Annotated in this window: 24 protein-coding genes, 3 tRNA genes, 1 other RNA gene and 1 pseudogene; 18 read left to right on the top strand and 11 right to left on the bottom strand. The window is 41.0% G+C overall.

The annotated features are described in order from the left end of the window. Positions 1–256 precede the first annotated feature (256 nt). From L3J70_08200 to L3J70_08175, 6 genes are all read right to left on the bottom strand, one after another. On the bottom strand, positions 257–514 hold the full coding sequence (locus tag L3J70_08200; protein ID MCF6236332.1) for a DUF2442 domain-containing protein: 258 nt from the start codon (positions 512–514) through the stop codon (positions 257–259). After that, positions 495–812 carry a DUF4160 domain-containing protein gene (locus L3J70_08195; GenBank protein ID MCF6236331.1) on the bottom strand — a complete coding sequence of 106 codons (318 nt, stop codon included), beginning with the start codon at positions 810–812 and terminating at the stop codon, positions 495–497. The genes L3J70_08200 and L3J70_08195 overlap by 20 nt, the downstream gene beginning before the upstream one ends. Before the next feature lie 294 nt (positions 813–1,106). Then, the gene (locus L3J70_08190) at positions 1,107–1,244 is read right to left on the bottom strand and encodes a hypothetical protein (GenBank protein ID MCF6236330.1); all 138 of its coding nucleotides are present in this window, start codon (positions 1,242–1,244) and stop codon (positions 1,107–1,109) included. A gap of 10 nt (positions 1,245–1,254) precedes the next feature. Beyond that, positions 1,255–1,917, bottom strand: coding sequence for a M23 family metallopeptidase (locus L3J70_08185; protein MCF6236329.1), 663 nt, complete (start codon positions 1,915–1,917; stop codon positions 1,255–1,257). A gap of 68 nt (positions 1,918–1,985) precedes the next feature. Beyond that, positions 1,986–2,363 (bottom strand): hypothetical protein, encoded by a 378-nt coding sequence (locus tag L3J70_08180; GenBank protein MCF6236328.1) that lies wholly within the window; start codon positions 2,361–2,363, stop codon positions 1,986–1,988. 120 nt (positions 2,364–2,483) lie between these two features. Beyond that, positions 2,484–3,338: a hypothetical protein gene (locus L3J70_08175; GenBank protein MCF6236327.1), complete on the bottom strand. Its 855-nt coding sequence runs from the start codon at positions 3,336–3,338 to the stop codon at positions 2,484–2,486. Between the two features lie 129 nt (positions 3,339–3,467). Here L3J70_08175 and ssrA point away from each other — a divergent pair. Next, positions 3,468–3,828, top strand: a transfer-messenger RNA (tmRNA) gene (gene ssrA, locus L3J70_08170). Positions 3,829–3,895: 67 nt separating this feature from the next. Here ssrA and L3J70_08165 read toward each other — a convergent pair. Beyond that, entirely contained in the window at positions 3,896–4,336 is a 441-nt protein-coding gene (locus L3J70_08165) for a prepilin-type N-terminal cleavage/methylation domain-containing protein (protein MCF6236326.1), read from the bottom strand. 361 nt (positions 4,337–4,697) lie between these two features. On the opposite strand from L3J70_08165, the pseudogene L3J70_08160 reads away from it, so the two are divergent. From L3J70_08160 to pnp, 3 genes and pseudogenes are all read left to right on the top strand, one after another. Then, a pseudogene (locus tag L3J70_08160) lies at positions 4,698–4,884 on the top strand (IS3 family transposase). Between the two features lie 181 nt (positions 4,885–5,065). Then, a complete protein-coding gene (gene rpsO, locus L3J70_08155) occupies positions 5,066–5,335 on the top strand; it encodes a 30S ribosomal protein S15 (protein MCF6236325.1) in 270 nt (89 codons plus the stop codon). A 130-nt stretch (positions 5,336–5,465) separates the two neighbouring features. Further along, positions 5,466–7,562, top strand: a complete 2,097-nt coding sequence (pnp, locus tag L3J70_08150) for a polyribonucleotide nucleotidyltransferase (GenBank protein ID MCF6236324.1) — start codon at positions 5,466–5,468, stop codon at positions 7,560–7,562. Positions 7,563–7,619: 57 nt separating this feature from the next. Here pnp and L3J70_08145 read toward each other — a convergent pair whose 3' ends face one another. Then, complete coding sequence (locus L3J70_08145; protein MCF6236323.1) at positions 7,620–7,913, bottom strand: hypothetical protein; 294 nt, start codon at positions 7,911–7,913, stop codon at positions 7,620–7,622. A 93-nt stretch (positions 7,914–8,006) separates the two neighbouring features. Further along, positions 8,007–9,449, bottom strand: a complete 1,443-nt coding sequence (locus L3J70_08140) for a cyclic nucleotide-binding domain-containing protein (GenBank protein ID MCF6236322.1) — start codon at positions 9,447–9,449, stop codon at positions 8,007–8,009. Between the two features lie 203 nt (positions 9,450–9,652). Between L3J70_08140 and L3J70_08135 the strand changes: the two genes are divergently transcribed. From L3J70_08135 to greA, 9 genes are all read left to right on the top strand, one after another. After that, positions 9,653–10,417, top strand: a complete 765-nt coding sequence (locus tag L3J70_08135) for an HAD family hydrolase (GenBank protein ID MCF6236321.1) — start codon at positions 9,653–9,655, stop codon at positions 10,415–10,417. A 7-nt stretch (positions 10,418–10,424) separates the two neighbouring features. Beyond that, positions 10,425–12,266 (top strand): excinuclease ABC subunit UvrC, encoded by a 1,842-nt coding sequence (gene uvrC / locus L3J70_08130; protein ID MCF6236320.1) that lies wholly within the window; start codon positions 10,425–10,427, stop codon positions 12,264–12,266. Between the two features lie 3 nt (positions 12,267–12,269). Then, positions 12,270–12,848: a CDP-diacylglycerol--glycerol-3-phosphate 3-phosphatidyltransferase gene (gene pgsA, locus L3J70_08125; protein ID MCF6236319.1), complete on the top strand. Its 579-nt coding sequence runs from the start codon at positions 12,270–12,272 to the stop codon at positions 12,846–12,848. Positions 12,849–12,892: 44 nt separating this feature from the next. Next, positions 12,893–12,968 (top strand) — tRNA-Gly (locus tag L3J70_08120). Between the two features lie 22 nt (positions 12,969–12,990). Next, positions 12,991–13,064, top strand: a tRNA-Cys gene (locus tag L3J70_08115). A gap of 32 nt (positions 13,065–13,096) precedes the next feature. Next, a tRNA-Leu gene (locus L3J70_08110) sits at positions 13,097–13,183 on the top strand. 139 nt (positions 13,184–13,322) lie between these two features. After that, positions 13,323–14,456, top strand: coding sequence for a glutamine-hydrolyzing carbamoyl-phosphate synthase small subunit (gene carA, locus L3J70_08105; GenBank protein ID MCF6236318.1), 1,134 nt, complete (start codon positions 13,323–13,325; stop codon positions 14,454–14,456). Positions 14,457–14,469: 13 nt separating this feature from the next. After that, positions 14,470–17,706 carry a carbamoyl-phosphate synthase large subunit gene (gene carB / locus L3J70_08100; protein MCF6236317.1) on the top strand — a complete coding sequence of 1,079 codons (3,237 nt, stop codon included), beginning with the start codon at positions 14,470–14,472 and terminating at the stop codon, positions 17,704–17,706. After that, positions 17,703–18,179 carry a transcription elongation factor GreA gene (greA, locus tag L3J70_08095; GenBank protein ID MCF6236316.1) on the top strand — a complete coding sequence of 159 codons (477 nt, stop codon included), beginning with the start codon at positions 17,703–17,705 and terminating at the stop codon, positions 18,177–18,179. The genes carB and greA overlap by 4 nt, the downstream gene beginning before the upstream one ends. A 43-nt stretch (positions 18,180–18,222) precedes the next feature. Here greA and yhbY read toward each other — a convergent pair whose 3' ends face one another. Then, positions 18,223–18,519 (bottom strand): ribosome assembly RNA-binding protein YhbY, encoded by a 297-nt coding sequence (yhbY, locus tag L3J70_08090; GenBank protein ID MCF6236315.1) that lies wholly within the window; start codon positions 18,517–18,519, stop codon positions 18,223–18,225. 16 nt (positions 18,520–18,535) lie between these two features. Between yhbY and L3J70_08085 the strand changes: the two genes are divergently transcribed. From L3J70_08085 to glmM, 5 genes are all read left to right on the top strand, one after another. After that, positions 18,536–18,814 carry a hypothetical protein gene (locus L3J70_08085; GenBank protein ID MCF6236314.1) on the top strand — a complete coding sequence of 93 codons (279 nt, stop codon included), beginning with the start codon at positions 18,536–18,538 and terminating at the stop codon, positions 18,812–18,814. A 2-nt stretch (positions 18,815–18,816) separates the two neighbouring features. Further along, positions 18,817–19,437: a 23S rRNA (uridine(2552)-2'-O)-methyltransferase RlmE gene (gene rlmE / locus L3J70_08080; protein ID MCF6236313.1), complete on the top strand. Its 621-nt coding sequence runs from the start codon at positions 18,817–18,819 to the stop codon at positions 19,435–19,437. A gap of 92 nt (positions 19,438–19,529) precedes the next feature. Further along, on the top strand, positions 19,530–21,461 hold the full coding sequence (gene ftsH / locus L3J70_08075) for an ATP-dependent zinc metalloprotease FtsH (protein MCF6236312.1): 1,932 nt from the start codon (positions 19,530–19,532) through the stop codon (positions 21,459–21,461). 67 nt (positions 21,462–21,528) lie between these two features. Beyond that, positions 21,529–22,380 (top strand): dihydropteroate synthase, encoded by an 852-nt coding sequence (folP, locus tag L3J70_08070; GenBank protein ID MCF6236311.1) that lies wholly within the window; start codon positions 21,529–21,531, stop codon positions 22,378–22,380. Between the two features lie 82 nt (positions 22,381–22,462). After that, complete coding sequence (glmM, locus tag L3J70_08065; protein ID MCF6236310.1) at positions 22,463–23,815, top strand: phosphoglucosamine mutase; 1,353 nt, start codon at positions 22,463–22,465, stop codon at positions 23,813–23,815. On the opposite strand, the gene L3J70_08060 is transcribed toward glmM, so the two are convergent. Beyond that, positions 23,812–24,336, bottom strand: coding sequence for a DUF2062 domain-containing protein (locus tag L3J70_08060; GenBank protein MCF6236309.1), 525 nt, complete (start codon positions 24,334–24,336; stop codon positions 23,812–23,814). The two genes, glmM and L3J70_08060, sit on opposite strands and share 4 nt — an antisense overlap. Positions 24,337–24,373: the final 37 nt, after the last annotated feature.

Raw genomic sequence — 24,373 nt, 5'->3', positions numbered from 1 at the left:
AAAAGTATTCACTAATCTCAATCTCCGCACAGCACGCAAGACTCGATACGGGTGACTGGTTAAGCCTTGCCCGACAGGGACTTACACCCTGCAAGATGCTCCAAGCTTCGCTTGTCGCACTAACGCCATGCTCATTGGCCGCCCGGAGGGGCTTTTTTTTGTGTAACATGGAGCTAATTGTTATGTGTTTTATTAGCCAAAAACAACTTTAAGCCACCACCATTTTTGGATCTGTGTGAAACGACTTGCTATATTCTTATTGATTTTTGACAATTTTATTGTGGTATAAGTCTTCAACTGAGAAGATCATTGCATAATCATCCCAGTTTAAATTACCATCAATTATTTCAAATTTTAAAAAATCTTCGATGGACTTATATTTGTCATAATCAGGGTGGCCACTTGTAAATATGAATTTTGAAAAATCGACTATCGAATAATGCCCATCATTAAATTCAATATTTAAAATGTGTCCCGTTAAATGCTTTGCTGATTTAACCGATAGCTCTAACATTTCGCACCTTTTGAGTGATTATTTTAGGAGTTATATGCTTTTTCTTTACGAAATAATCGACCCATTTATCCACTATATCAGTAGCATAAACATTTACGAATTCTTCAAATTCTTTGCGCTTTTTCGGCTCTAGGCCAGGGCTTTTATTTTTTAATATTATTTTTTTAATGACACCATTAAGTAAGTGAATTTCAGCTTTAGTCTCTTTTCCGTTGTGTTGTCCATGAATATGAATTGGTTCATGTTCATTACTATAAAAGAAAAAGACAATTCCTAGGTACTCGTATATTTTTGGCATAGTTAACTCCTTTGGTTTTATATATTGATCAATATTAAATACCCCATTGCAATAATGATAGTTAGGGTAAGTAAAATTTAAACTAAGTAGACAATATACTTGGCTAGAAAAATTGTAATAACACCCACGACAATAGCAGAAGCTAATATTTATATAAATACCCAAATTTTATTTAGTTTATAGTGAGATATTAACTAATATGCACTTAAGCCTGCGTATAGTGAAAATAGTAAAACTACTAACCTCTCGTTTTGTTTTTTTTGTGTATTTTATACTCATTCTTCTGAGTAATATTTATCTCCTTCTCTTATTTTTGCCATTTTTCTTCTTTTCATATAACGCCATGCTCAGCGGCGCGACTTTTGCGGATTTTTGCAAAAGGCGTGACGCTTTAGCACGTCCGCTGGAGCATTTTGTTATGTGTTTATCCATTAATTGATCTCTATCTTTTTATAAATGATTTAGCTTTTGGAATATCAAGGGAATGTTTCTCCCATTTTTTATTTTTATTCAATTCCATATACTCACTAAAAACAAAAGGAAGAACTTTTGCATTTAACGGATTATTCATTTGGTCAAATATATTGATATGCAAATGAGGCATTGTTGAGTTTCCTGAATTACCAATGTTGCCGATTAAATCACCAGATCTAATCTGTTGGCCTTCATCTACTTTTATTGAGGCGTTTCTTAAGTGTGCCAGCAAAACCACATAACCTTTTTCTGACTGAACCATGATGTAGTTTCCTACATTTGGCCTTATATCTAGCCTTCCATTTATTTCTATTGGTTTAAACTTATAAGTTGCGTTGTACCACATGGTAATTGTTTTCCAAACATTGGTTTTTTCATTGTCTTTCCACCCACTACCAACTTGTATAACAGTACCGTCTATTGGCGAATAAATGGGATGTTCCCAACAATAATATTTATTGGAAGGGATATTACCTATAAACAATTTGACCTTACTGCAACTGGAATATTTTTTTCTATTAGCATCAGATCTTACAAAATCAAAGGCAAAAGGATGGTGTCCTGGCGGGCATAATAATTGCCATTCTCCTTTAAGAGGAAAGCCTATCTCTATTTGATTTTCACTACTCATATTACTTCCCGTGTGAGATAGATGCCTTGTTATGTTTCTCATTCGATTCCAGCAGGACTAATAATCAATTAAGCCACCAACAAGCTTGCTAAACCAAGCAAGCACACAATTGCAAATAGGGAAGTGGATGGAAAACGAAAAGGGTTGATTGACCCTTTAAGGGCAACAACTGCGCTTAAGCATGAAAATGCGCCAGTAAGAATTGTTAAAAAGAATACCAGTTCAGTGTTCATTGGATTTAAGGCTACATACCCATAGGCACCTCCCATTAACAAAGTGAAAATAGTTGTGATATGCCAAGTGTAATAATTAAGCCACTTTGACGCTATAGGTAAATCCTTATTTTCTAGTAACGGTTTTGCAACAAGAGGGCCACCAATAAAGGTATGCACAACAAAAGTAATGAAGCTCATTACAACTGCCGACCATAGTAAATAAATTTGCATTATCACTCCTCAATAGATGGAATTATTCTTTTGAAACATAACGCCATGCTCATTGGCGGGGCAAAGGGGCATGTATTTTTGCCCCGCAAAAATCATGACGCTTTGCCGCGTCCAATGGAGCTAATTGTTAGACATTTTAATAGTGCCATTTCCAGGTATTTTTTGGGTGTGTTTTAAAATATACCTCTCATACGGTAAGACTTCCGTACTACGACCAGTATTGATTATTTGATTTAATTTTGTCAGTAAATATTGAAATTCACCTTCAGGATGTTTAAAAAAATATATAGAATCAGAAGATACTTTATTCTCACGAGTACGATTAGCTTTTGTATCCATAAATATTATTATACCATCCTCTAATGATACAATTATATTTGGAGATAAGTGTTCATCCATGCTGTTTAAAATTCCATTGTAATTGTCCAATAAGGTGTCTATTTTCAAACCAAATTTTTGACATAAAATAAATCCATATATCTGATCTTTATGGTTTGTTTTTTGATCAAACCTTTCAGACTGAGTTCCTTCACGTGCCATTGAAGAACCATAATTTCTCCAACATAAAGTATTATTAGAATGTCTTTTTAGTTCTTTAACTCGTTTTATTTTATTAATTGCATCTTTTAAATCTCTCGTAGTCAAAGTGCTTTTAATTTCACCTATAGCTACTGTTCCTTCACAAGGTATATAAGTAGCTTCAGGAGTGTCATTTATTGAAAATATAGGACATTGATCTCTTTCATATAATATTATGTCTGTTTGTGTAGATGTATTGCCATATGAATCAATAATGCAACCTGTTGCTATTGCAACTTTTGCTGGTAATAGTTTTTCTAGTTTTAATCTGATTTCATTTTCTCTTGCTGTACCGACTAAAGCAGGAGTAGTTGCTTTTCCTGCTTTAGCGAAGTTATCAATAACTTCTTTTGCTAGGTCATTAAAAAAATCATGTGAATTAAATGTAAATTCCATTTTAGTCCTTTTCTTGTCTAACAGTTAACTATACAGATTACGTCGCACCCTTCGCGTGCGCAATAGGAGAGAGTTGCAAAGGAACTTAGGTCTAGTATAGACTGTCCCACTTACCAAGTACCAAAAATCGGGGGCGACATGGCTTCGACGTGGGTTACAAAACCCGAGGTGCATGCCGAGGTGCAATTACCTCGTAAATCCAACTGCAAACTTTATAGTTGCCAACGACGACAACTACGCACTAGCAGCTTAAGAACCTGCCTAGCGCCCTCTGCCTGAGTCTGTTCTTGTGCACTCAGATCCAGGGGTCGACTCTCACAAGATCGTGATGAAACTTGTCCGGAGTGGACTCACTAAAACTTAACGGAATCGCTGCATATTTTCCCTGCCCTTCGGGTAGTATGTGGTTAAATTAATAGACGTGGATAAGCATGTAGAGCCAAAGGCAGAGGATTTGCGGACGCGGGTTCGATTCCCGCCGCCTCCACCAAAACGATATTTAAAGCCATCTTAGGATGGCTTTTTTTATGCCTAAAACTAGGCACTTACCTTCTTTTTTACCATGTTTGTTCTTCCGTACTTACTACACTGTTATTATCTCTATCCCAATTTCTTTGCCCGGTAGAAAGCAGCTCCAAATAGCCGTCGTCCTTTTGTGGGCCAGTACTAATGGGGGTTGCACGCAATGTATAAGTCGATGCTGTTAAAGCCTGTATTGTTATATTATAAGTTTTTTTATTGCTATGAAGGGGCGTTTGTGATGCGAAAATCGTGGCAGCAGGTGTGCCTGGCACTGTTGGAGCTGCACCCACATAAGTGAGGTTTTGAGATTGAAAACGTACCATCGCTGCTGCGAACTCCATCAACGCACCTTGCACATCCGCACGGTGGCTTTTTTTGACACTATCAACATAGCTCGGGTAAGCAATTCCAGCCAATATGCCAATTATTGAAATGGCTATAAGCAATTCAACCAAACTAAAACCTGATTTTTCCATCACCAACCTCCGGGTTGATTGTTAACTTTTAACCGCCACCAGGCATGATATAAATCACGCCTTGTAGATTTGTTGAGCTGGCTGATGTACCCGTAATAGTAGCCACACCAGTCAGTTCAATTTCATATCCCAAATATTTCCCAGAACCAGAGTTTCGCCCATATACTCCATAGAAGCACAGCGATTCACAACATCACTTTCCTGATGATAGGCTATCGTCGTATCTACGCTATTAATTGAATTTGTATAAACAACATCACTGCTGGTATTTATAAACTGCTATATATCGCCATTTCTGCTGCCTGAAATGTCATGGTTTTTTTTTGCTGACTATTCGATGCTATTTTCTCTAGGCTTTAATGTGGGTCGAGAAAGAACACGAACCATAATGAAAAAACTAAAGCTGATGGTTCGTCAGCGCGTAGCCCACAAGGTCGCGACAAAGTGTAAACCCAGATGATGCAGTCGCAGTTAACTTGCTGAATCAGAACTTTAATCCAGTCGCTGTAAACGAAGTCTGGGCGGGTGACATTACGTACCTAAAAACCGCTGTCGGGTTATGGCCTGAGAGCCTCAATGGGTGATATGCTGGGTAGGCTCTTAAAGGTAGCTGAGAATTATGGCTAATCAGGAAATTTTAAAATAGTACAGTTTTGGGGGTTGCCTTCTTGTATCAGACGCGTAAAATACTGGCCTTATTTGTACTGGAAACATTATTTAGGGGTAAGCATGGCATTCGACGCCGCACGTAAATCAGAAATCGTAAAAGAATACCAAACAGCAGAAGGTGATACAGGTTCGCCTGAAGTTCAAGTGGCATTGCTGTCTGGTCATATTGACCATCTTTCAGGGCATTTCAAAGAGCATAAGCATGATAATCATTCGCGCCAAGGGCTGCTCAGAATGGTTCATCAACGTCGTAAATTGCTGAGCTATCTAAATAAGAAAGATAGCGAGCGTTATCGCACTTTGATCGGGCGATTAGGCTTACGTAAATAAGAATGGACGGGATGCTGATAACTTTTCCAAGTTATCGGCTCTTTTTTTATGGGTAGCTTAAACATAGTTCTATCTGTGAAACGTTCTATAAAATGTCGTTTTAATATTTTAATATTCAAGGAATTTGTTAGTGACACCAATCAGAAAAGAGTTTGAGTTTGGTCAATATGTGGTTGCCATTGATACGGGCGTAGTCGCTCGTCAAGCTAGTGGCGCAGTCTTGGTTAGTATGGGTGATACTGTTGTGCTCGTCACGATTGTTGGTCGAAAAGAAGCTGATGCAGGACGTGGTTTTTTCCCGTTGACGGTGAATTACCAGGAACGCACTTATGCAGCTGGAAAAATCCCTGGTGGTTTTTTTAAGCGCGAAGGCCGACCTTCTGAAAATGAAACGCTCACATCTCGTTTGATTGATCGTCCGATTCGCCCCTTGTTTCCAAAAGGCTTTATTAACGAAGTTCAAATCATTGCAACAGTGGTTTCCCTTGATAAAGAAGTAAACCCTGATATTCCAGCGTTGCTGGGAGCATCAGCAGCATTAGCGATCTCTGGAATGCCAGTGAGTGCAGTTCTGGGTGCAGCGCGTATCGGTTATCAAAACGGTGAATATATACTCAATCCAACAGTATCTGATCTGAAAGAGTCTAGCTTGGATTTGGTGGTGGCGGGTACTGAAAATGCTGTTTTGATGGTTGAGTCTGAAGCCGATTTGCTGAGTGAAGAGGTTATGCTGGGCGCTGTGATGTTTGGTCATGAGAAACTTCAAACCGCAATCAAGGCAATTGAAGAGCTGGCAAAAGAAGTCGGTAACCCTGCCTGGGAGTGGCAAGCGGCTGAAGAAAATAGTGCATTAACCAGTGCAGTTGAGTCGGGTTATACAAGTGAAGTACGTGATGCTTATAAAATTCAGGATAAGCAAGATCGTAGCTCACGTCTGTCAGAAATTCGTAGCAGTGCTGTAGAGGCATTGACTGCTGATGAGTCGGTTGAGTGGTCTGTTGACGAAGTTAAAGCCGCGATTGGCAAATTGGAGAAAAATACGGTTCGTGGGCAAATTATTGCTGGTGAGCCACGTATTGATGGTCGTGATCTGAGTGCTGTGCGTGATATCGACGTTAAAGTAGGTATCTTGCCTCGTGTGCATGGTACTGCGCTGTTTACTCGCGGCGAAACTCAAGCGCTCGTGGCTTGTACTTTAGGTACCGATCGTGACGCGCAACTTATTGATGCAATAGCCGGTGAATATAAAGAGCCATTCATGCTGCATTACAACTTCCCTCCTTTTTGTGTGGGTGAAACAGGTTTCGTTGGCAGCCCTAAGCGTCGTGAGATTGGTCATGGCCGGTTAGCGAAGCGAGGAATTTTAGCTGTGATGCCAGACATGGCTGACTACCCATATGTGGTTCGTGTTGTTTCTGAAATTACTGAGTCTAATGGTTCCAGTTCAATGGCTTCTGTGTGCGGCACAAGCTTGGCCTTGATGGATGCAGGTGTTCCTATTAAAGCCCCTGTTGCAGGTATTGCAATGGGTCTCATTAAAGAAGGCGAAAAATTTGCGGTGCTGAGTGATATTCTTGGTGATGAAGATCATCTTGGAGATATGGACTTCAAAGTTGCCGGTACTGCGACCGGTATCAGTGCGTTGCAAATGGATATCAAAATTGATGGTATCACTAAAGAGATTATGGCGGCTGCACTTGAGCAAGCAAAAGAAGGGCGTTTGTACATTCTGGAAAAAATGAACGAAGTCATCTCTGAAACACGTGAAGAGTTATCTGACTTTGCGCCACGTATTGTAACGATTAAAGTTCATCCTGATAAAATTCGTGACATCATTGGTAAGGGCGGTGCAACAATTCGTGCTCTTACTGAAGCCACAGGCGCATCAATTGATATTGACGATGATGGAACGGTTAAAGTTGCTTCTGCTGATAATGCTGCTGCCGAAGATGCGATTGAACGGATTAAAGCGATCACTGCTGATGTGGAAGTGGGCGCAACTTATGAAGGTAAAATTGTTAAAATAATGGACTTTGGAGCCTTTGTGAACTTGCTTCCGGGTAAAGACGGCTTGGTTCATATTTCACAAATTTGTCATGAACGTGTTGAAAAAGTAAGTGACAAATTGAGTGAGGGCGAAGTGATTAAAGTCAAAGTGTTGGAAGTTGATAAGCAGGGCCGTATTAGATTGAGTATGAAGGCACTTGTTGAGCACGAAGGCGAATAGATAAAACATCTTCTACTCTAAAGGAAAAAGGGGCTATATAAGCCCCTTTTTTTTCAACTACTCTACAGTGTCCATAATTGCAAAATCTTCTTCTTCTCTGATAAATTCTTCAATTATTTCAGGTGGAGGGGATTTGATCTCATCAATTAATTGACTCCAGTCTTGCGGGGTTGGCATTGTATTGAGTTCTAGGCTCCCCCAGCTTTCTTGATCAAGTTTATCTGTCATGCCATCGTAATACTGAATATCAATAAAATCACAGTTTTCCCCTAATGCGGTGACTTCAAATTCATCAATACCAGGTATGCTATACCATTGGCCAACTTTTGGGCGATGTTTATTAATAAGCATTATGTTACCTCACTTTGCTATTCCTGTAACTCTTGTATCGGAAATTTTAATATGGTCTTTAAGTGATTAATCCGAATATGTGACATATTCGTGTTAAAAAAAGTAAAAGTATGTGGTGCTCGAAATAGCGAAAAATAGAAGCATGTAAATAACCCATGAATACTTGTTGTTGGATATGCTTTTTTTGTGTGAGATTGTGTTGGGTTGAGCCAGTTTTGAGTGGGTTTTCACTGGGTCAGACACTTCAAATACGGCATGATTAGTATTGATTGGTGGTGCTGGGGCTTTATGTGGTATTGATGTTGCAGGCTCTTCGCTCTCACTTGCAATAGGGCATCCCCAATAGTCAGAGGCAATTTCCCATACAATTTTTTTGCTTGGTTGAGATTTATTTGACTCCTTTTGTTCTTGTGAGATGGGTGGAGTGCTTGTCCTTGCTTCAGGTGATGTTGGTTTAATTTGTATTGCTGAGTGCGGTGGTTCTGGTTGTTTGGTTGAGGGTTTTAATGGAAGCGATTGTAATTTTTCTTTAAGTGTTGAGACTCGTAAACCCTGTTGAATTAGTAGGTAAGCAGCAACAGCACTGCGCTTCCCGTCACTACTGCAAACGATATAAAGCCGATTTTTATGGAGCCCACTTGCTTTAAGCCTCAACACAGGCAGAGGAACATTAATACTTCCTGAGAGTGCACCATATTTAAATTCATCGGGAGACCTTACATCAATTAATGTCATATTTTTACGATGCTTTTTATAGTTTTCAAATGAAATATGGCTCAATACGGGATTAAGAACGTATTCAAATAGCTCTTTTTTACTCATACAGATTAGCAGGCCATCTTCCATCATTGTGATGGAGGCATTTCTGCGTTTATCTGTAATCAGAGATTCTTCTCCAAACCCTTGACCAACATTGAGCTCAGCAATGATTTGATTCTCTTTATTTTCTCCAATTTTTCTGGATACTTGGCATCGTCCTTTTTTAATAATGTAATAATAATCATGTAACTCACCCTGGCTGATAATGACCTGATCTTTTTTAACTTCGATTTCACGCAAGTCACGCGTTAAAATCAGAATGTTTTCAATGGGTATTTTTGAAAAAACAGGTGAACTTAGCAGGCAGGAAATCCAATAGTCCTGATCTTGAATTTTAGTGGTATCACAACTTGCTTGTTGATTCCAGCTTAGGAACAGGTCGAGCATCTCAGCATTAACGGAAAGCACTTTTAATGAATTTTTTGCCTTTACTGTCACTTGGCGAGGCTGGTGATGTGCTAAAGCACTTCTGGATAGTTCGTCACCCGCTGTGATGGTGATTGTAGAGCCATTAGGCGCTAATATGGTGGCCGAGCCAGAGATAATAAAAATTCCTTGATTATCTTTATCTCCTTGTTCAAACAGCATTTCATCATCAGCAAGGTCTAAAATTCTACATTTGCTGATAAGCGCTTTAAGCTGTATTGAAGAAAGTGTATCGAGAGGGGTGAAGGAGCTTAATAGTGCTTCTGTAAGATTAGTTTCTATTTTTTTCATAATCCGTTACAACCAAATCAGCGAAAATAAACAAGTTTGTGTGCTAGTATTCGCTCACAAAACTTATGATCTATGTATTGATCGGGTTTTTACATGAAAATATTTAATAGCGCTTAAAAACAAGCGTGGGATCACTTAGGACGAGCACGGAATGTATAAGTTATTTTGTACTCGTTCCTTGAAACTATAGACAGGAAGGTTTTATGCCTGATTTGAAAGCAATAATTTTTGATGTGGACGGTACTCTAGCTGATACTGAACGTGACGGTCATCGCGTTGCATTTAACTGTGCTTTCAGTAATGAGGGTTTGGGTTGGAATTGGACACCTGAACTGTATGGTGAATTGCTTGCAGTCACAGGAGGTAAAGAGCGCATTCAGTTTTATATAAATAATCACAGCCCTGACTTTATGCCCTCAAATGGTAATCTAAAGAGTTTTATTGCTGGGCTGCATGCATCAAAAACACGTTATTATGTGCAGTTATTAAAAGAAGGAAAGATTCCTTTAAGAGTGGGTGTAAAGCGACTCATTGCTGATGCTCGTGAGCAAGGAGTTCGTTTAGCTATTGCAACCACGACAACACCTGAAAATGTGACCGCATTATTGGAAAGTACGTTGGGAGCAGAATCTTTATCATGGTTTGAGGTTATTGCTGCGGGTGATATCGTTCCGGCCAAAAAACCAGACCCTGCTATTTACCATTACGCATTGGAGCAGCTCAATTTGGAGCCTGATGAGTGTATGGCTATTGAAGATTCAGTCAATGGAATCAAATCATCCTTAGGTGCTAATCTCAAGACGGTTATTACCGTGAATACTTATACTGAAAACAGTGATTTTTCAGGTGCATCGCTTGTTATCAGTGATATGGGTGAAGAGCTGGATCCATTTAAATTGTTGGATGGCTACGCAAAAGGCGCTAGGTATCTTGATGTCTCTCTGCTTCGAGAAATAATGAACCAGTAGTTATTTCGTGAAAGAGAGCTCAGAAAACAACTCCAGTTTTGATGCTAAAGAGTTTATAAAACACCTGACGGGTCGCCCTGGTGTTTATCAAATGCTGGACTGTAATGACAAAGTTATTTATGTAGGAAAAGCAAAAAACCTAAAGAAGCGAGTTTCCAGTTATTTTCTACGTTCTGGATTAGCACCAAAAGTACAGGCACTGGTCAAGCATATTGATGGCATTGAGGTGACAGTCACTCATACAGAAAATGAGGCTTTGATTCTTGAAAATAATCTGATTAAGTCACTTTTACCACGCTATAACATCCTTCTGCGGGATGATAAAAGTTACCCGTATATATATCTTTCCAGTCATCATAAATTTCCAAGGCTCGCCAGTCATCGTGGGGCGAGAAATAAAAAAGGGCGCTATTTTGGCCCTTACCCTAGTGCGGGTGCGGTGCGAGAAAGTCTGAATTTATTACAGAAAATTTTTCATGTCAGGCAGTGTGAAGATAGCTTTTTTGCTAATCGCTCTCGCCCTTGTTTGCAATATCAAATCAAGCGTTGTACGGCTCCGTGCACAAAATTAATTAGTGAAGAGAATTATCGGCAGGATATTGATCACGCGGCACTCTTTCTTGAGGGGGGGAATCAACAAGTCATTGATACGCTTGTATTAAAAATGGATGCAGCTTCAAGTTTTCTGAATTTCGAAAAAGCAGCTATTTATAGGGATCAGATTATTGCGCTGCGTAAAGTTCAGGAAAAACAATACGTGAGCGGTGATGGTGATGGTGGTGATATTGATGTGGTTGCTGTTGATGTTCGTGGCGGTATTGCTTGTGTTCAGGTCTTTTATATTCGAGGGGGGCGAAGCTTGGGGAGTAAAAGTTTTTTCCCTCGTAATATAAAAGATTCTGACGCAAGTGGTGTGCTGACTGCTTTTTTGCCGCAATACTATTTAGGTAAGGATGTTCCCCAAGAAATTATTGTAAGTGAGTTGCTGGGTGATGCTGTTCTACTGGAGCAAGTGCTGACGGAAAGTTCTGGGCATAAAGTGACGGTGAGTTACAATGTTCGATCGGCGCGTGCGCGTTGGTTGGCTATGGCGATTACGAATGCACGCTATGCTGTTCTGCAGCGGCTTGCAGATAAAGCGGGAATGCAGCAGCGCCTTGAGGCATTGCAGCAGGTATTGGGTATGGATAGTTTGCCACAGCGCATGGAGTGTTTTGATATCAGCCATACTCAGGGGGAGCTTACCGTTGCTTCTTGTGTTGTATTTGATAGTAATGGTCCTCTTAAGTCAGATTATCGTCGTTTTAATATTGAAGGTATTACGCCAGGTGATGATTATGCTGCAATGAATCAAGCGTTGACTCGGCGTTATACGCGCCTTAAAAAAGGAGAAGGAAAGATTCCTGATATTCTTTTTATAGATGGTGGTAAAGGCCAGCTTTCTGAGGCAGAAAAAGTATTGGAAGAGTTGCAAATTTCTGACCTTATTTTGGTGGGTGTTGCAAAAGGTTCAGAACGTATTGCAGGTAATGAGTCGCTTTTCTTGTCGAGTACGAGCAAGCCGATTATACTGCCTTCCGATTCAAAGGCTTCACACTTGATTCAGCAGATTCGAGATGAGGCGCATCGCTTTGCAATTACAGGGCATCGTAAGCGTCGTGCAAAAGCGCGCACTACGTCACCACTGGAGGCTGTGCAAGGGCTTGGAGCTAAGCGCCGTCAAATATTGCTGAAACAGTTTGGTGGATTACAAGAAGTTGCCCGGGCGGGCGTTGAGGACTTGGCAAATGTACATGGAATCAGTAAGCAGCTTGCCGAGCGTATTTATGAACAGTTTCATGAGGCGTAAAAGATGACGGTCGCGACCGCACTTACATTTTCACGCATTGCACTTATTCCGGTTTTTGTGATAGTTTTTTATCTGCCTGTTTCATGGGCAAGCTTTGCAAGTGCACTGATTTTCAGTATTGCTGCGGCTACAGATTGGCTGGATGGTTATTATGCACGAAAATTAAATCAATCGTCTGCCTTTGGTGCTTTTCTCGATCCGGTGGCAGATAAATTAATGGTGGCAGTTGCACTGGTGTTAATTGTGCAAGCAGATCCCACACCGTGGTTAGCTATTCCTGCGGCAATTATTATTGGGCGAGAAATAACAATATCAGCATTGCGAGAGTGGATGGCGGAAATAGGGCAGCGTTCTGCTGTTGCTGTCAGTCAACTGGGCAAGTGGAAAACGACATTCCAGATCACTGCATTGATCATGCTGCTATATCATGATCCTATCTTGTTTTTTCCTATTCGCGAGCTGGGTTATATCGCGTTATACATTGCCGCAGCACTGACTTTATGGTCAATGGTGATCTATATTAAAGCAGCATGGCCACTGTTTTTTGAAGATAATACAAAAAGTGTTGACACTGAAACCTGAAACTCTATAATGAGCGCCTGTTTCAGTACGCTGAAACAGTTAATGCGGGAATAGCTCAGTTGGTAGAGCACAACCTTGCCAAGGTTGGGGTCGCGAGTTCGAGTCTCGTTTCCCGCTCCAAAATTTGTTTTAATAGTTTCATGGCTGAGTGGCAGAGTGGTTATGCAGCGGCCTGCAAAGCCGTGGACCTCGGTTCGATTCCGGGCTCAGCCTCCATATATATCAGTTTTACATTTTAATAGAAATTAGCCCGGGTGGCGAAACTGGTAGACGCAAGGGACTTAAAATCCCTCGAGGGAAACCTCGTGCCGGTTCGATTCCGGCCCCGGGCACCATGTTTATTTACAGTTGAACTGTGTATGCTGAGTAAAGTACAATCTGGCGCAGGCATCAGAATTATAGACGGGAGGAGCCATGAGGTTCGCTCCCGTTTTTTACGTCTGTCTTTAGTACATTTAGAATATGGAGAGGACTTTGCGTACACCTGCGATACTCATGCTTGAAGATGGGACTTTATTTTGGGGTGAATCTATTGGTATGACAGGGGAGGCTACGGGAGAAGTAGTTTTCAATACCTCTATGACAGGTTATCAGGAAATTCTGACTGACCCATCTTACTGCAAGCAAATTGTTACCCTGACTTACCCACATGTTGGAAATACCGGAGCAAACGACGATGATGAAGAGTCGAGTGATATCGTTGCCAGCGGATTGGTGATTCGTGACTTACCTTTATTGCCCAGTAGTTGGCGTTCACAGCAAACATTAGATGAATATCTTCGAACTAATAATGTTGTTTCTATTTGTGGGATTGATACTCGAAAACTGACACGAATACTACGTGAAAAAGGGGCTCTGAGCGGCTGTATTATTGCTGGGGAAAATATTGATGAAGTGGTTGCATTAAAATATGCACGTGATTTTTCTGGCTTACAAGGCGTGGATTTAGCCAAGGTTGTTTCAACAAAAACTGCTTATTCTTGGGGTGAAGGTTGCTGGTCATTTACTGAAAATCAATATAAAACGAATGAAAATGAAAATTTTCATGTCGTTGCTTATGATTTTGGTATTAAACGAAACATTCTTAGAATGCTCGTTGAGCGTGGCTGCCGTGTCACTGTAGTTCCTGCGCAAACATCCGCTGACGATGTTCTGAAATATCAGCCAGATGGGGTGTTTTTATCAAATGGCCCTGGAGACCCGGAGCCGTGCAGTTATGCAATTCAAGCGACGGAGCAGTTGCTTGAAAAAAATATACCGCTGTTTGGTATTTGTCTTGGTCACCAAATATTGGCATTAGCGAGTGGCGCTAAAACTGTCAAAATGAGACAGGGTCATCATGGTGCCAACCATCCAGTGCAAGATCTTGAAAGTAAGCGTGTCATGATTACCAGTCAAAACCATGGTTTTGCTGTAGATGAAGCGTCACTGCCAGAGCATCTATATGCTACGCATAGGTCACTTTTTGATCAAACCTTGCAAGGTATTCACCATAAAGAGAAACCGGCCTTTGGCTTTCAAGGTCACCCTGAAGCGAGCCCAGGTCCTCATGATGCCGCACATCTGTTCGATCATTTTATTGAACTTATGAGAACAACAAACGCATAATTCGAGTCTGTATATGCCTAAACGTACCGATATAAAAAGTATTTTAATTATTGGCGCTGGTCCGATTGTGATTGGTCAGGCGTGTGAATTTGATTATTCGGGTGCTCAAGCTTGTAAAGCATTGAAGGAAGAAGGCTATCGGGTCATCCTGGTGAATTCCAATCCCGCAACGATTATGACTGACCCTGAAATGGCAGATGCGACCTATATCGAACCAGTGCGCTGGCAGACGGTCGAAAAAATCATCGCTAAAGAGCGCCCTGATGCACTGTTGCCAACAATGGGTGGTCAAACCGCATTGAACTGTGCTTTGGATCTTGCTCGTGAAGGTGTGCTTGCAAAATATAGCGTAGAGATGATTGGTGCCAGCAGTGATGCCATTGATATGGCGGAGGATCGTGATCGCTTTCGTAAAGCGATGAAACAGATCGGCCTGAATACACCAAAATCGGGTGTGGCACACTCTATGGAAGAGGCGCATAAAGTTTTAGAAGAAGTGGGTTTTCCAGCAATTATTCGTCCCTCTTTTACGATGGGTGGAAGCGGTGGTGGAGTTGCTTACAATCGCAGTGAGTTTGATGAGATTTGTGAGCGCGGGCTGGATCTTTCTCCGACCAACAAACTCCTTATTGAAGTTTCTGTATTGGGCTGGAAAGAGTTTGAAATGGAGGTGGTGCGTGACTGTAAAGATAATTGCATCATTATCTGCTCTATTGAAAATTTTGACCCCATGGGGGTGCATACCGGCGACTCTATTACCGTAGCACCTGCACAAACATTAACTGATAAAGAGTATCAGCGCCTGCGTGATGCATCGCTCGCGGTATTAAGAAAAATTGGTGTTGATACGGGCGGCTCTAACGTACAGTTTGCAATTAATCCAGAAAATGGCGAGGTGATCATTATTGAAATGAACCCTCGTGTTTCCCGCTCTTCTGCACTAGCTTCTAAGGCAACGGGATTTCCAATTGCAAAAGTAGCCGCCAAACTGGCTGTGGGTTATACATTGGATGAGCTGAAAAATGAGATTACTGGGGGCGCGACACCCGCTTCTTTTGAGCCATCTATCGACTATGTTGTCACCAAAATCCCTCGCTTCAATTTTGATAAATTTCCCGATGCTGAACCACGCTTAACAACTCAGATGAAGTCTGTGGGTGAAGTGATGGCGATGGGAAGAACATTTCAGGAATCACTGCAAAAAGCAATTCGTGGACTAGAAGTCGGACTGGATGGTTTAAACGAAAAATTAACCGATCGTGATACAGAAGCTAAAAGTAAATTTCGCTTTGAATTAAGCATGCCAGGTGCACACCGCTTATGGTACGTCGCTGATGCATTTCGTGCGGGTTCATCATTGGAGCGTGTGCATGAACTGTCTCGTATTGACCCTTGGTTTTTAGCTCAAATCGAAGACTTGGTTAAAACTGAGGACGATGTTCGGCGCGGCGGGATTGATGGACTTAATAAGCAGCGTATTTATGCGCTTAAGCGCAAAGGATTTGCTGATAGTCGACTCGCATCGTTATTGGATATTGGTGAAAAAGAGTTTCGCAAAATACGCCATTCACACAATGTTAGACCTGTTTATAAGCGCGTTGATACGTGCGCTGCTGAAATGTCGACCAATACAGCCTACATGTATTCGACCTATGAAGAGGAGTGTGAGGCAGAGCCAAGCCAGCGAGATAAAATCATGGTGCTGGGCGGAGGCCCTAATCGTATTGGTCAAGGTATTGAATTCGACTATTGTTGTGTGCATGCAGCACTGGCAATGCGCGAAGATGGTTATGAAACGATTATGGTGAATTGTAATCCCGAGACCGTTTCCACAGATTATGATACATCGGATCGCCTCTATTTTGAGCCACTGACCTTGGAGGATGTGCTCGAAATTGTTGCAATTGAGAAACCAAAAGGAGTGATTGTTCAATATGGTGGTCAAACACCATTGAAGCTTGCAGAGGATTTGCAGGCAGCAGGTGTCCCTATCATTGGCACAACTCCTGATGCGATTGATCTTGCGGAAGATCGTGAACGCTTTCAGCAGCTAATAAGTAAGCTTGGGTTATTGCAACCTCCTAATCGAACTGCGCGTGCAGAAGACGAGGCGGTTTCTCTTGCTGAAGAAATTGGCTATCCACTTGTTGTTCGTCCATCCTATGTTTTAGGAGGGCGTGCCATGGAGATCGTTTATAACGAAAGTGATTTGCGGCGCTATATGACAGAAGCAGTTCGCGTATCTAATGAATCTCCTGTTTTGTTGGATCGTTTTCTGAATGATGCAAAAGAAGTTGATGTTGATGCTATTTGTGATGGTGAAAATGTAGTTATTGGTGGGGTGCTTGAGCATATTGAGCAAGCTGGGGTTCATTCGGGTGACTCTGCTTGTTCACTGCCACCATTTAGTTTGAGTAAAAAAATTCAGGATCAAATTCGTCAACAAACAAAAGAGATGGCGTTTGCATTAGGTGTTCGTGGTTTGATGAATGTACAGTTTGCTGTGAAAGGTGATGATGTTTATGTGCTGGAGGTAAACCCTCGTGCGTCAAGAACTGTGCCGTTTGTATCTAAAGCAACGGGTGTGCCGTTAGCTAAAGTGGCGGCACGTTGCATGGCAGGCACCAGTTTAGTTGAACAAAATATTCATAACGAAATAATTCCTGACTACTATTGCGTTAAAGAGGCTGTCTTTCCATTTGCCAAATTTCAAAATGTTGACCCAACTTTAGGGCCTGAAATGAAATCGACAGGCGAAGTCATGGGAATCGGTAAAACTTTTGCCGAGGCGTTTGCTAAATCACAGTTGGGCGCGAGTGTTGACCTGCCTCAAGGGGGTTCTGCTTTTATCAGTGTGCGTGATGCTGATAAAACTCAAGCTGTTGAAGTGGCTCGTAATCTCGAAAAACTAGGTTTTAAACTTTATGGTACGCGTGGTACAGTTCGTGTCATTAATGCTGAAGGTATTGTTTGTGAACAAGTTCATAAAGTAGGTGAAGGTCGGCCTCATATCGTTGATATGATTAATAATGGAGAAATTTCGCTTGTAATTAACACAACAGAAGGAAAGCAAGCTGCTTCTGACTCTTTTGAAATAAGACGAGCAGCCCTCCAGCATAAGGTTAATTACATGACAACTATTTCATGTGCAGAAGCGACTTGTTTAGCGCTTGAAAGCAGTGACCTTGATGAGGTTAACTGTCTGCAAGATCTGCATGAACAACTTAAATTTAAAGAGGACATGGCATGAATAAAGAGCCAATGACCATTCAGGGCGCAGAAAAATTGCGTGAAGAACTCAATGAGTTAAAACATACTGCGCGCCCTAAAGTAATCAATGCGATCTCTGAAGCACGCGCCCATGGTGACTTGAAAGAAAATGCAGAGTACCACGCTGCAAAAGAACAGCAATCCTTTATTGAAGGGCGTCTTGCCGATATTGAAGGTAAATTATCTAATGCTCAGATTATTGATGTAACGACGCTGAATGCAGCAGGAAAAATTGTGTTTGGCACAACTGTTGAGCTGCTTAATGATGAAACAGAAGAAAAAATTACATACCAGATTGTCGGCGTGGATGAGGCTGATATCAAAGAACATAAGGTTTCTGTAAGCTCGCCGATTGCCCGTGCACTAATTGGCAAAGAAGAGGGCGATGAAGTTGAAGTTAACACGCCTGGTGGTGCCGTTTTTTATGAAATTTTAGTGGTTAAATATGTTTGATAAAAAGCACCGTATGATTTGAAATTCATACGGTGTTTAAATTTTATGGAAAAGTAATACGAGGGTTATCGGGGTTACTTTTATACATCAAAATAACATTGCCGACTGATTGAATGAGTAGTGCTTGTGAACGGTTGATTATTTCACTTGTAATTTTTTTTCGTTCATTACGATCTTCAGCGTTGATTTTAACTTTTATAAGTTCATGATGAGACAAGGAAGACGTGATTTCTTCAAAAACTTGATCATTGAACCCTGATTTTCCAAGCAAAACAACGGGTTTCATTTTATGGCCTAAGCCACGTAAATAGCGCTTTTGCTGTTCTTTAATTTGTTTCATTAATTTAAATTACTTTATGTTGCCTCAAAAAATAAGTTCTGAAAGTATAGCATGCAAAACTAAAGGCTTCAGTGTTGCTGCAAGTCCCTTAAATGCTGTTAAGTTGGAACTTATTGTTATATTTATTATTGCAGGACTGTTTTGGTTATTACTTGATGGCCTGAACCTTGACGGAGTGTTACAGGTTATTTTACTCGGAATTTATAGCATGAGTGCCATGTTATGGGTTATCTTTAGAACAAAAAAAATTCTGAGAAAAATTTCAGAAGTACAAGAGAGTGGGAATAACGATTAGTTATGGCACGTAGTAAAAGTAGTGGGCAATGGCTAAAAGAACACTTTTCTGACACTTATGTGAAGCAAGCGCAAAAAGATGGTTTTCGGTCTCGAGCAGCTTATAAATTGCTGGAAATTAATGAGCGAGACTCTATATTGAAATCGGGTATCACGGTCGTTGATTTAGGTGCGGCACCGGGTGGGTGGACACAAGTTGTCTCTAATGTCTTGAGTGGTCAGGGTCGAATTATAGCGACAGATATATTGCCTATGGATTATTTGCCTGATGTTGATATCGTTCAAGGTGATTTTCGAGAGCAGGAGACGCTGGATCAATTATTAAAATGCGTGAGTGATACGCAAGTTGGGCTTGTTATTTCTGATATGTCCCCCAATATAACTGGGGTTGCTGCGATTGATCAACCGCGTGCGATGCATTTATCAGAGCTGGTGGTCGATTTTTTAAATCATATTCCTTTTAAAAATGGCCATTTACTGATCAAAGTATTTCAAGGGAGCGGTTTTGATGAGTTATTGCAGAATTTAAGAATAAAATTTAAAAAAGTTGTGATTCGAAAGCCAAAATCTTCTAGGCCACGTTCGAGAGAGGTCTATCTTTTGGCAAAGAACTACAAACTGTAATTTTCTGAGTGAATAAGTCGACTAAAACGGGCACAATACTATATTATGTTGTCAAAATATTTAAGTGATGTGGAGCGCGCATTGTGAATGAAATGGTAAAAAATTTAATTTTATGGGTTGTTATTGCTGTTGTTTTGATGGCGGTTTTTAATAGTTTTAGCCCACCTCAGGAAAGTACACAGTCTATGCCTTATTCACAATTCATCCATAGTGTTGAACGTGGGGAAGTGGCTCAGGTTTTGATTGAAGGCCGTAAAATTAGTGGCTTGACTCAAACAGGTGAACGGTTTGTGACGTACAGCCCTGGTGACCCTGGTTTGGTCGGTGATTTGCTTAAAGGTGGGGTTGAGATTAAAGCTCAAGCCGCAGAAAACCAAAGCATGTTGATGCAGATCTTTATCTCATGGTTCCCAATGTTGTTGTTGATCGGTGTATGGATATTTTTCATGCGCCAAATGCAAGGGGGTGGCCGTGGCGGTGCGATGTCTTTTGGTCGCAGTAAAGCACGTATGTTAAGCGAAGATCAGGTCAAAGTAACATTTCAGGATGTTGCCGGCATTGACGAAGCCAAAGATGAGGTGAGTGAGCTTGTTGAATTTTTACGTGACCCTGGAAAGTTTCAAAAGTTAGGGGGGAAAATTCCTCAAGGTGTTTTGATGGTTGGCTCGCCAGGAACAGGTAAAACGTTACTTGCCAGAGCCATTGCTGGTGAAGCAAAAGTTCCTTTTTTTACTATTTCAGGTTCTGACTTTGTTGAGATGTTTGTGGGTGTGGGTGCTGCTCGTGTTCGTGATATGTTTGAACAAGCGAAAAAACATGCTCCATGCATTATTTTTATTGATGAGATTGATGCCGTTGGTCGCCATCGTGGTGCGGGTTTAGGCGGTGGGCATGATGAACGTGAACAGACACTCAATCAATTGCTTGTCGAGATGGATGGTTTTGAAGGTAATGAAGGTGTCATTGTCATTGCAGCAACAAACAGACCTGATGTTTTAGATCCTGCATTGTTACGTCCAGGTCGTTTTGACCGTCAAGTTGTTGTGCCGTTGCCTGATGTACGTGGTCGTGAAAAAATCTTGACAGTTCATATGCGAAAAACACCAATTGATGATGATGTAAAACCCAGCATTTTGGCGCGAGGTACTCCTGGATTTTCTGGTGCAGATCTTGCCAACTTAGTTAATGAAGCGGCTCTGTTTGCGGCACGAGAAGGTGAGCGCACAGTGAATATGAATGCGTTTGAGAAAGCAAAAGATAAAATCATGATGGGTGCTGAACGTCGCTCATTGGTGATGAGCGATGAAGAGAAAAAGTTAACCGCTTATCATGAAGCAGGGCATGCTATCGTAGGTCGGTTGGTTCCTTCTCATGATCCAGTTCATAAAGTGACGATTATTCCTCGTGGCCGAGCGCTTGGTGTCACCATGTTTTTGCCGACAGAAGATCGACATAGTATGAGCAAGCAACGTCTGGAAAGCCAAATATCGACTATGTTTGGCGGGCGTATTGCAGAGGAATTAATTTTTGGCGAAGACTTTGTTACAACTGGAGCCAGCAATGATATTCAGCGAGCGACTGATATTGCACGCCGTATGGTGACTCAATGGGGGCTGTCTGATAAATTAGGGCCGTTAACTTATGGCGAAGAGGAAGAGGAGATTTTTCTTGGACGTTCTGTTAGCCAGCATAAAACAGTCTCTGATGAAACAGCGATAATTATTGATCAGGAAGTTCGACGTATTGCTGATGAAAACTATGAACGATCTGAAAAACTCCTGAAAAATAATATTCAAAAGCTTCATTTAATGGCTGAAAGTCTATTAAAATATGAAACAATTGATAGCAGTCAAATTGATGAAATTATGGAAGGAAAAAATCCAACACCTCCTAAGGACTGGGACAGCTCTGACGACTCTTCAAATAATAGTGATAGTGGTGATGGAAAAACGATTAGCGAAGTGAATGATTCAAAGCATAAACCTGCTGATGGAAATATTGGTGGCCCTGCCGAGCAGCATTAATCTTTTTATCAATAATTTAAAGGGCTATTTCAAACAGAAGTAGCCTGAAAAATCAAAAGAAAAAGCAATGTTTAACGCAGGGCATGTATTTAATTTTTCCCGTACAAGCCGTCAGCTTGATCTGAATTTACCCCAAGTTATGGGGGTTCTTAATGTTACCCCCGATTCATTTTCTGACGGTGGTCAGTTTAATTCGCTAGATCAAGAATTGGAGCATGCTTTATCTATGGAGGCCGATGGAGCGGCAATAATTGATGTGGGTGGAGAGTCTACTCGACCTGATGCAAACTCTGTTTCTGTTGACGAAGAGCTTGAGCGGGTCATTCCTGTGATTGAAGCTATCCGTAAAGAATCTCTGGTTCCTGTTTCTATTGATACAAGTAAGCCTGAAGTGATGAAGGCGGCAGTGAGTGCTGGTGCTGATATTATTAATGATGTTCGAGCTCTACAGGCTACCGGGGCTTTAAAGGTCGCAGCACAATTGCAAGTTCCTGTCTGTTTAATGCATATGCAAGGTATGCCTGGTACGATGCAGAAACAGCCAGTATATCATAGTGTTGTCGACGACATTAAAAATTTTTTTCAACAACGTTTAGCGGTTTGTATTAATGCCGGTATTTTACGTGAAAATATAATTATTGACCCAGGTTTTGGTTTTGGAAAAACACTGGAACATAATCTGAAATTACTAAAGAACTTGCCCAGCTTTTCAAATCTTGATGCTCCAATACTTGTCGGTGTGTCTCGTAAATCAATGTTGGGTACGCTGCTTGATGTCCCTGTAGAAAAAAGGCTTCATGGCAGTATTGCGTTAGCTGTGCTTGCTGTCTGGCAAGGTGCGTCAATAATAAGAACTCATGATGTAAAAGAGACTGTTGATGCTGTTCATGTATGCAGTGCTGTTAAAGAGGTTAATTAACAATTTTCGTGCTCGTTTCCAAGCAAAATAATTACAAAAAGTTATTACAATTAATCGTACCGTTTACGCGTAGGGGAAAATAATGAAAAAACGTTACTTTGGAACGGATGGTATCCGTGGGAAAGTAGGGGAAGAGCCCATTACTGCAGAATTTATGCTAAAACTTGGCTGGGCTTTAGGGCGTGTTTTAGCTAAAGGTGAGTCAAGCAAGGTTGTTATTGGAAAAGATACACGCACATCAGGCTACATGTTTGAGTCGGCTCTGGAAGCAGGGTTGTCTGCAGCGGGTGTCGATATCTTGCTTTTAGGGCCAATGCCTACCCCGGCTGTTGCCTATTTAACACGTACTTTCCGTGCACAAGCAGGTATTGTAATCAGTGCTTCTCATAATCCATATTTTGATAATGGTATTAAGTTTTTCTCTGCTGAAGGAAAGAAACTTCCTGATAGCACTGAACTAGAGATTGAAGCTCAATTAGATGAAATCATGAAAACTGTGGATTCAGCACATCTGGGTAAAGCTGAACGTATCGAAGATTCTGCTGGTCGTTATATCGAATTTTGTAAAAGTACCATTCCGGCAAAAATAGGGCTCCATGGTTTAAGAGTTGTTTTGGATTGTGCTAATGGCGCGACTTATCATGTGGCTCCTGCTGTTTTTGAGGAGTTGGGTGCAGAAGTTATTGCAATTGGTGTTGAACCTGATGGTTTGAATATCAATGAAAATTGTGGGTCAACTCAGCCTGATACGTTAAGTAAAGCAGTTTTAACACATCGAGCCGATTTAGGGATTGCTCTGGACGGTGATGGTGATCGTCTGATTATGGTCGATGGCAAAGGTGAAATCATTGATGGCGATGAAATACTTTTTATTATTGCAAACTCTTTTTTGAAGAGTGACTCGCTTGGAAAAAACTCTGTTGTTGTGGGAACCTTAATGAGTAATCTGGGGCTTGAGCATGCACTTGCCAATCTCGGTATAAAATTGGAACGCGCCAATGTAGGTGATCGTTATGTTATGGAGATGCTCAAGAAAAAAGGGGGAGTTTTAGGAGGCGAATCATCAGGTCATATTATTTGTCTGAATCGCTCAACAACTGGAGATGGGCTTATTGCAGCACTGCAGGTTTTGAATGAAGTCAGGCAAACAGGAAAAACACTTCATGAACTCAAGTCGGGTATGAAAAAATACCCACAAAAACTCATTAATGTCAGGGTCAATAAGAAATTTGACTTTCGCCAACACCCATTGGTTTCTGATGCTATAAAAATAGCTGAGGCTGAGCTTGCAGATACTGGGCGTATTTTACTTCGTGAATCAGGTACTGAGCCATTAATTCGAGTGATGGTGGAAGGACGTGATCATGATAAGGTCTGTATACAAGCTGAAAAGTTAGCTCATGCAGTTAAACTCGCGGCTGAAAAAAAGTCCTAATGATGTTTTTTTCCTTTGGTACGGCGTTTATTCCATGCTTGTATCACTTTTATGCGCCATACCAAGTGGATCAAAAGATATCCGATTATAGAGCTGACAATGGCTAAAATAATACACCCAACCAACACTGGAAACCAAACGTTACCGAGCCCATTTTGAAAACTTTCAATGGTAAATTCTATCTCTATCGGAGTGATAGATGAGCCTGTGATCAATATGCCTATTTTAAAGGCTAGGAATAGTATAAAAGGTATCGTGACTGGATTAGTAATCCATACCAAACCAACCGCAATCGGTAAATTAACACGGACAACGATAGCAATAGCAGCCGCTAATAACATTTGAACGGGAACGGGAATAAAGGCTGAGAATAAGCCCACGGCAAATGCACCAGAGACTGAGCGACGGTTTAAATGCCAAAGGTTTGCATCATGTAAAAGAGAACCAAACAGCTTTATAAATCTATGCTTTCGAACCTCCTTGGGTTTTGGCATATACTTTTTAATTATTCTCCTTGGCATATTCTCTTTATATCAGAAGCCTGTATAGTATTTATTT

It is taken from the genome of Gammaproteobacteria bacterium (assembly GCA_021648145.1).
GTDB lineage: Bacteria > Pseudomonadota > Gammaproteobacteria > JAADGQ01 > JAADGQ01 > S141-38.
The sequence above is the reverse complement of the archived record's forward strand: the minus strand, read 5'-3'. Positions and strand labels throughout refer to the sequence as shown.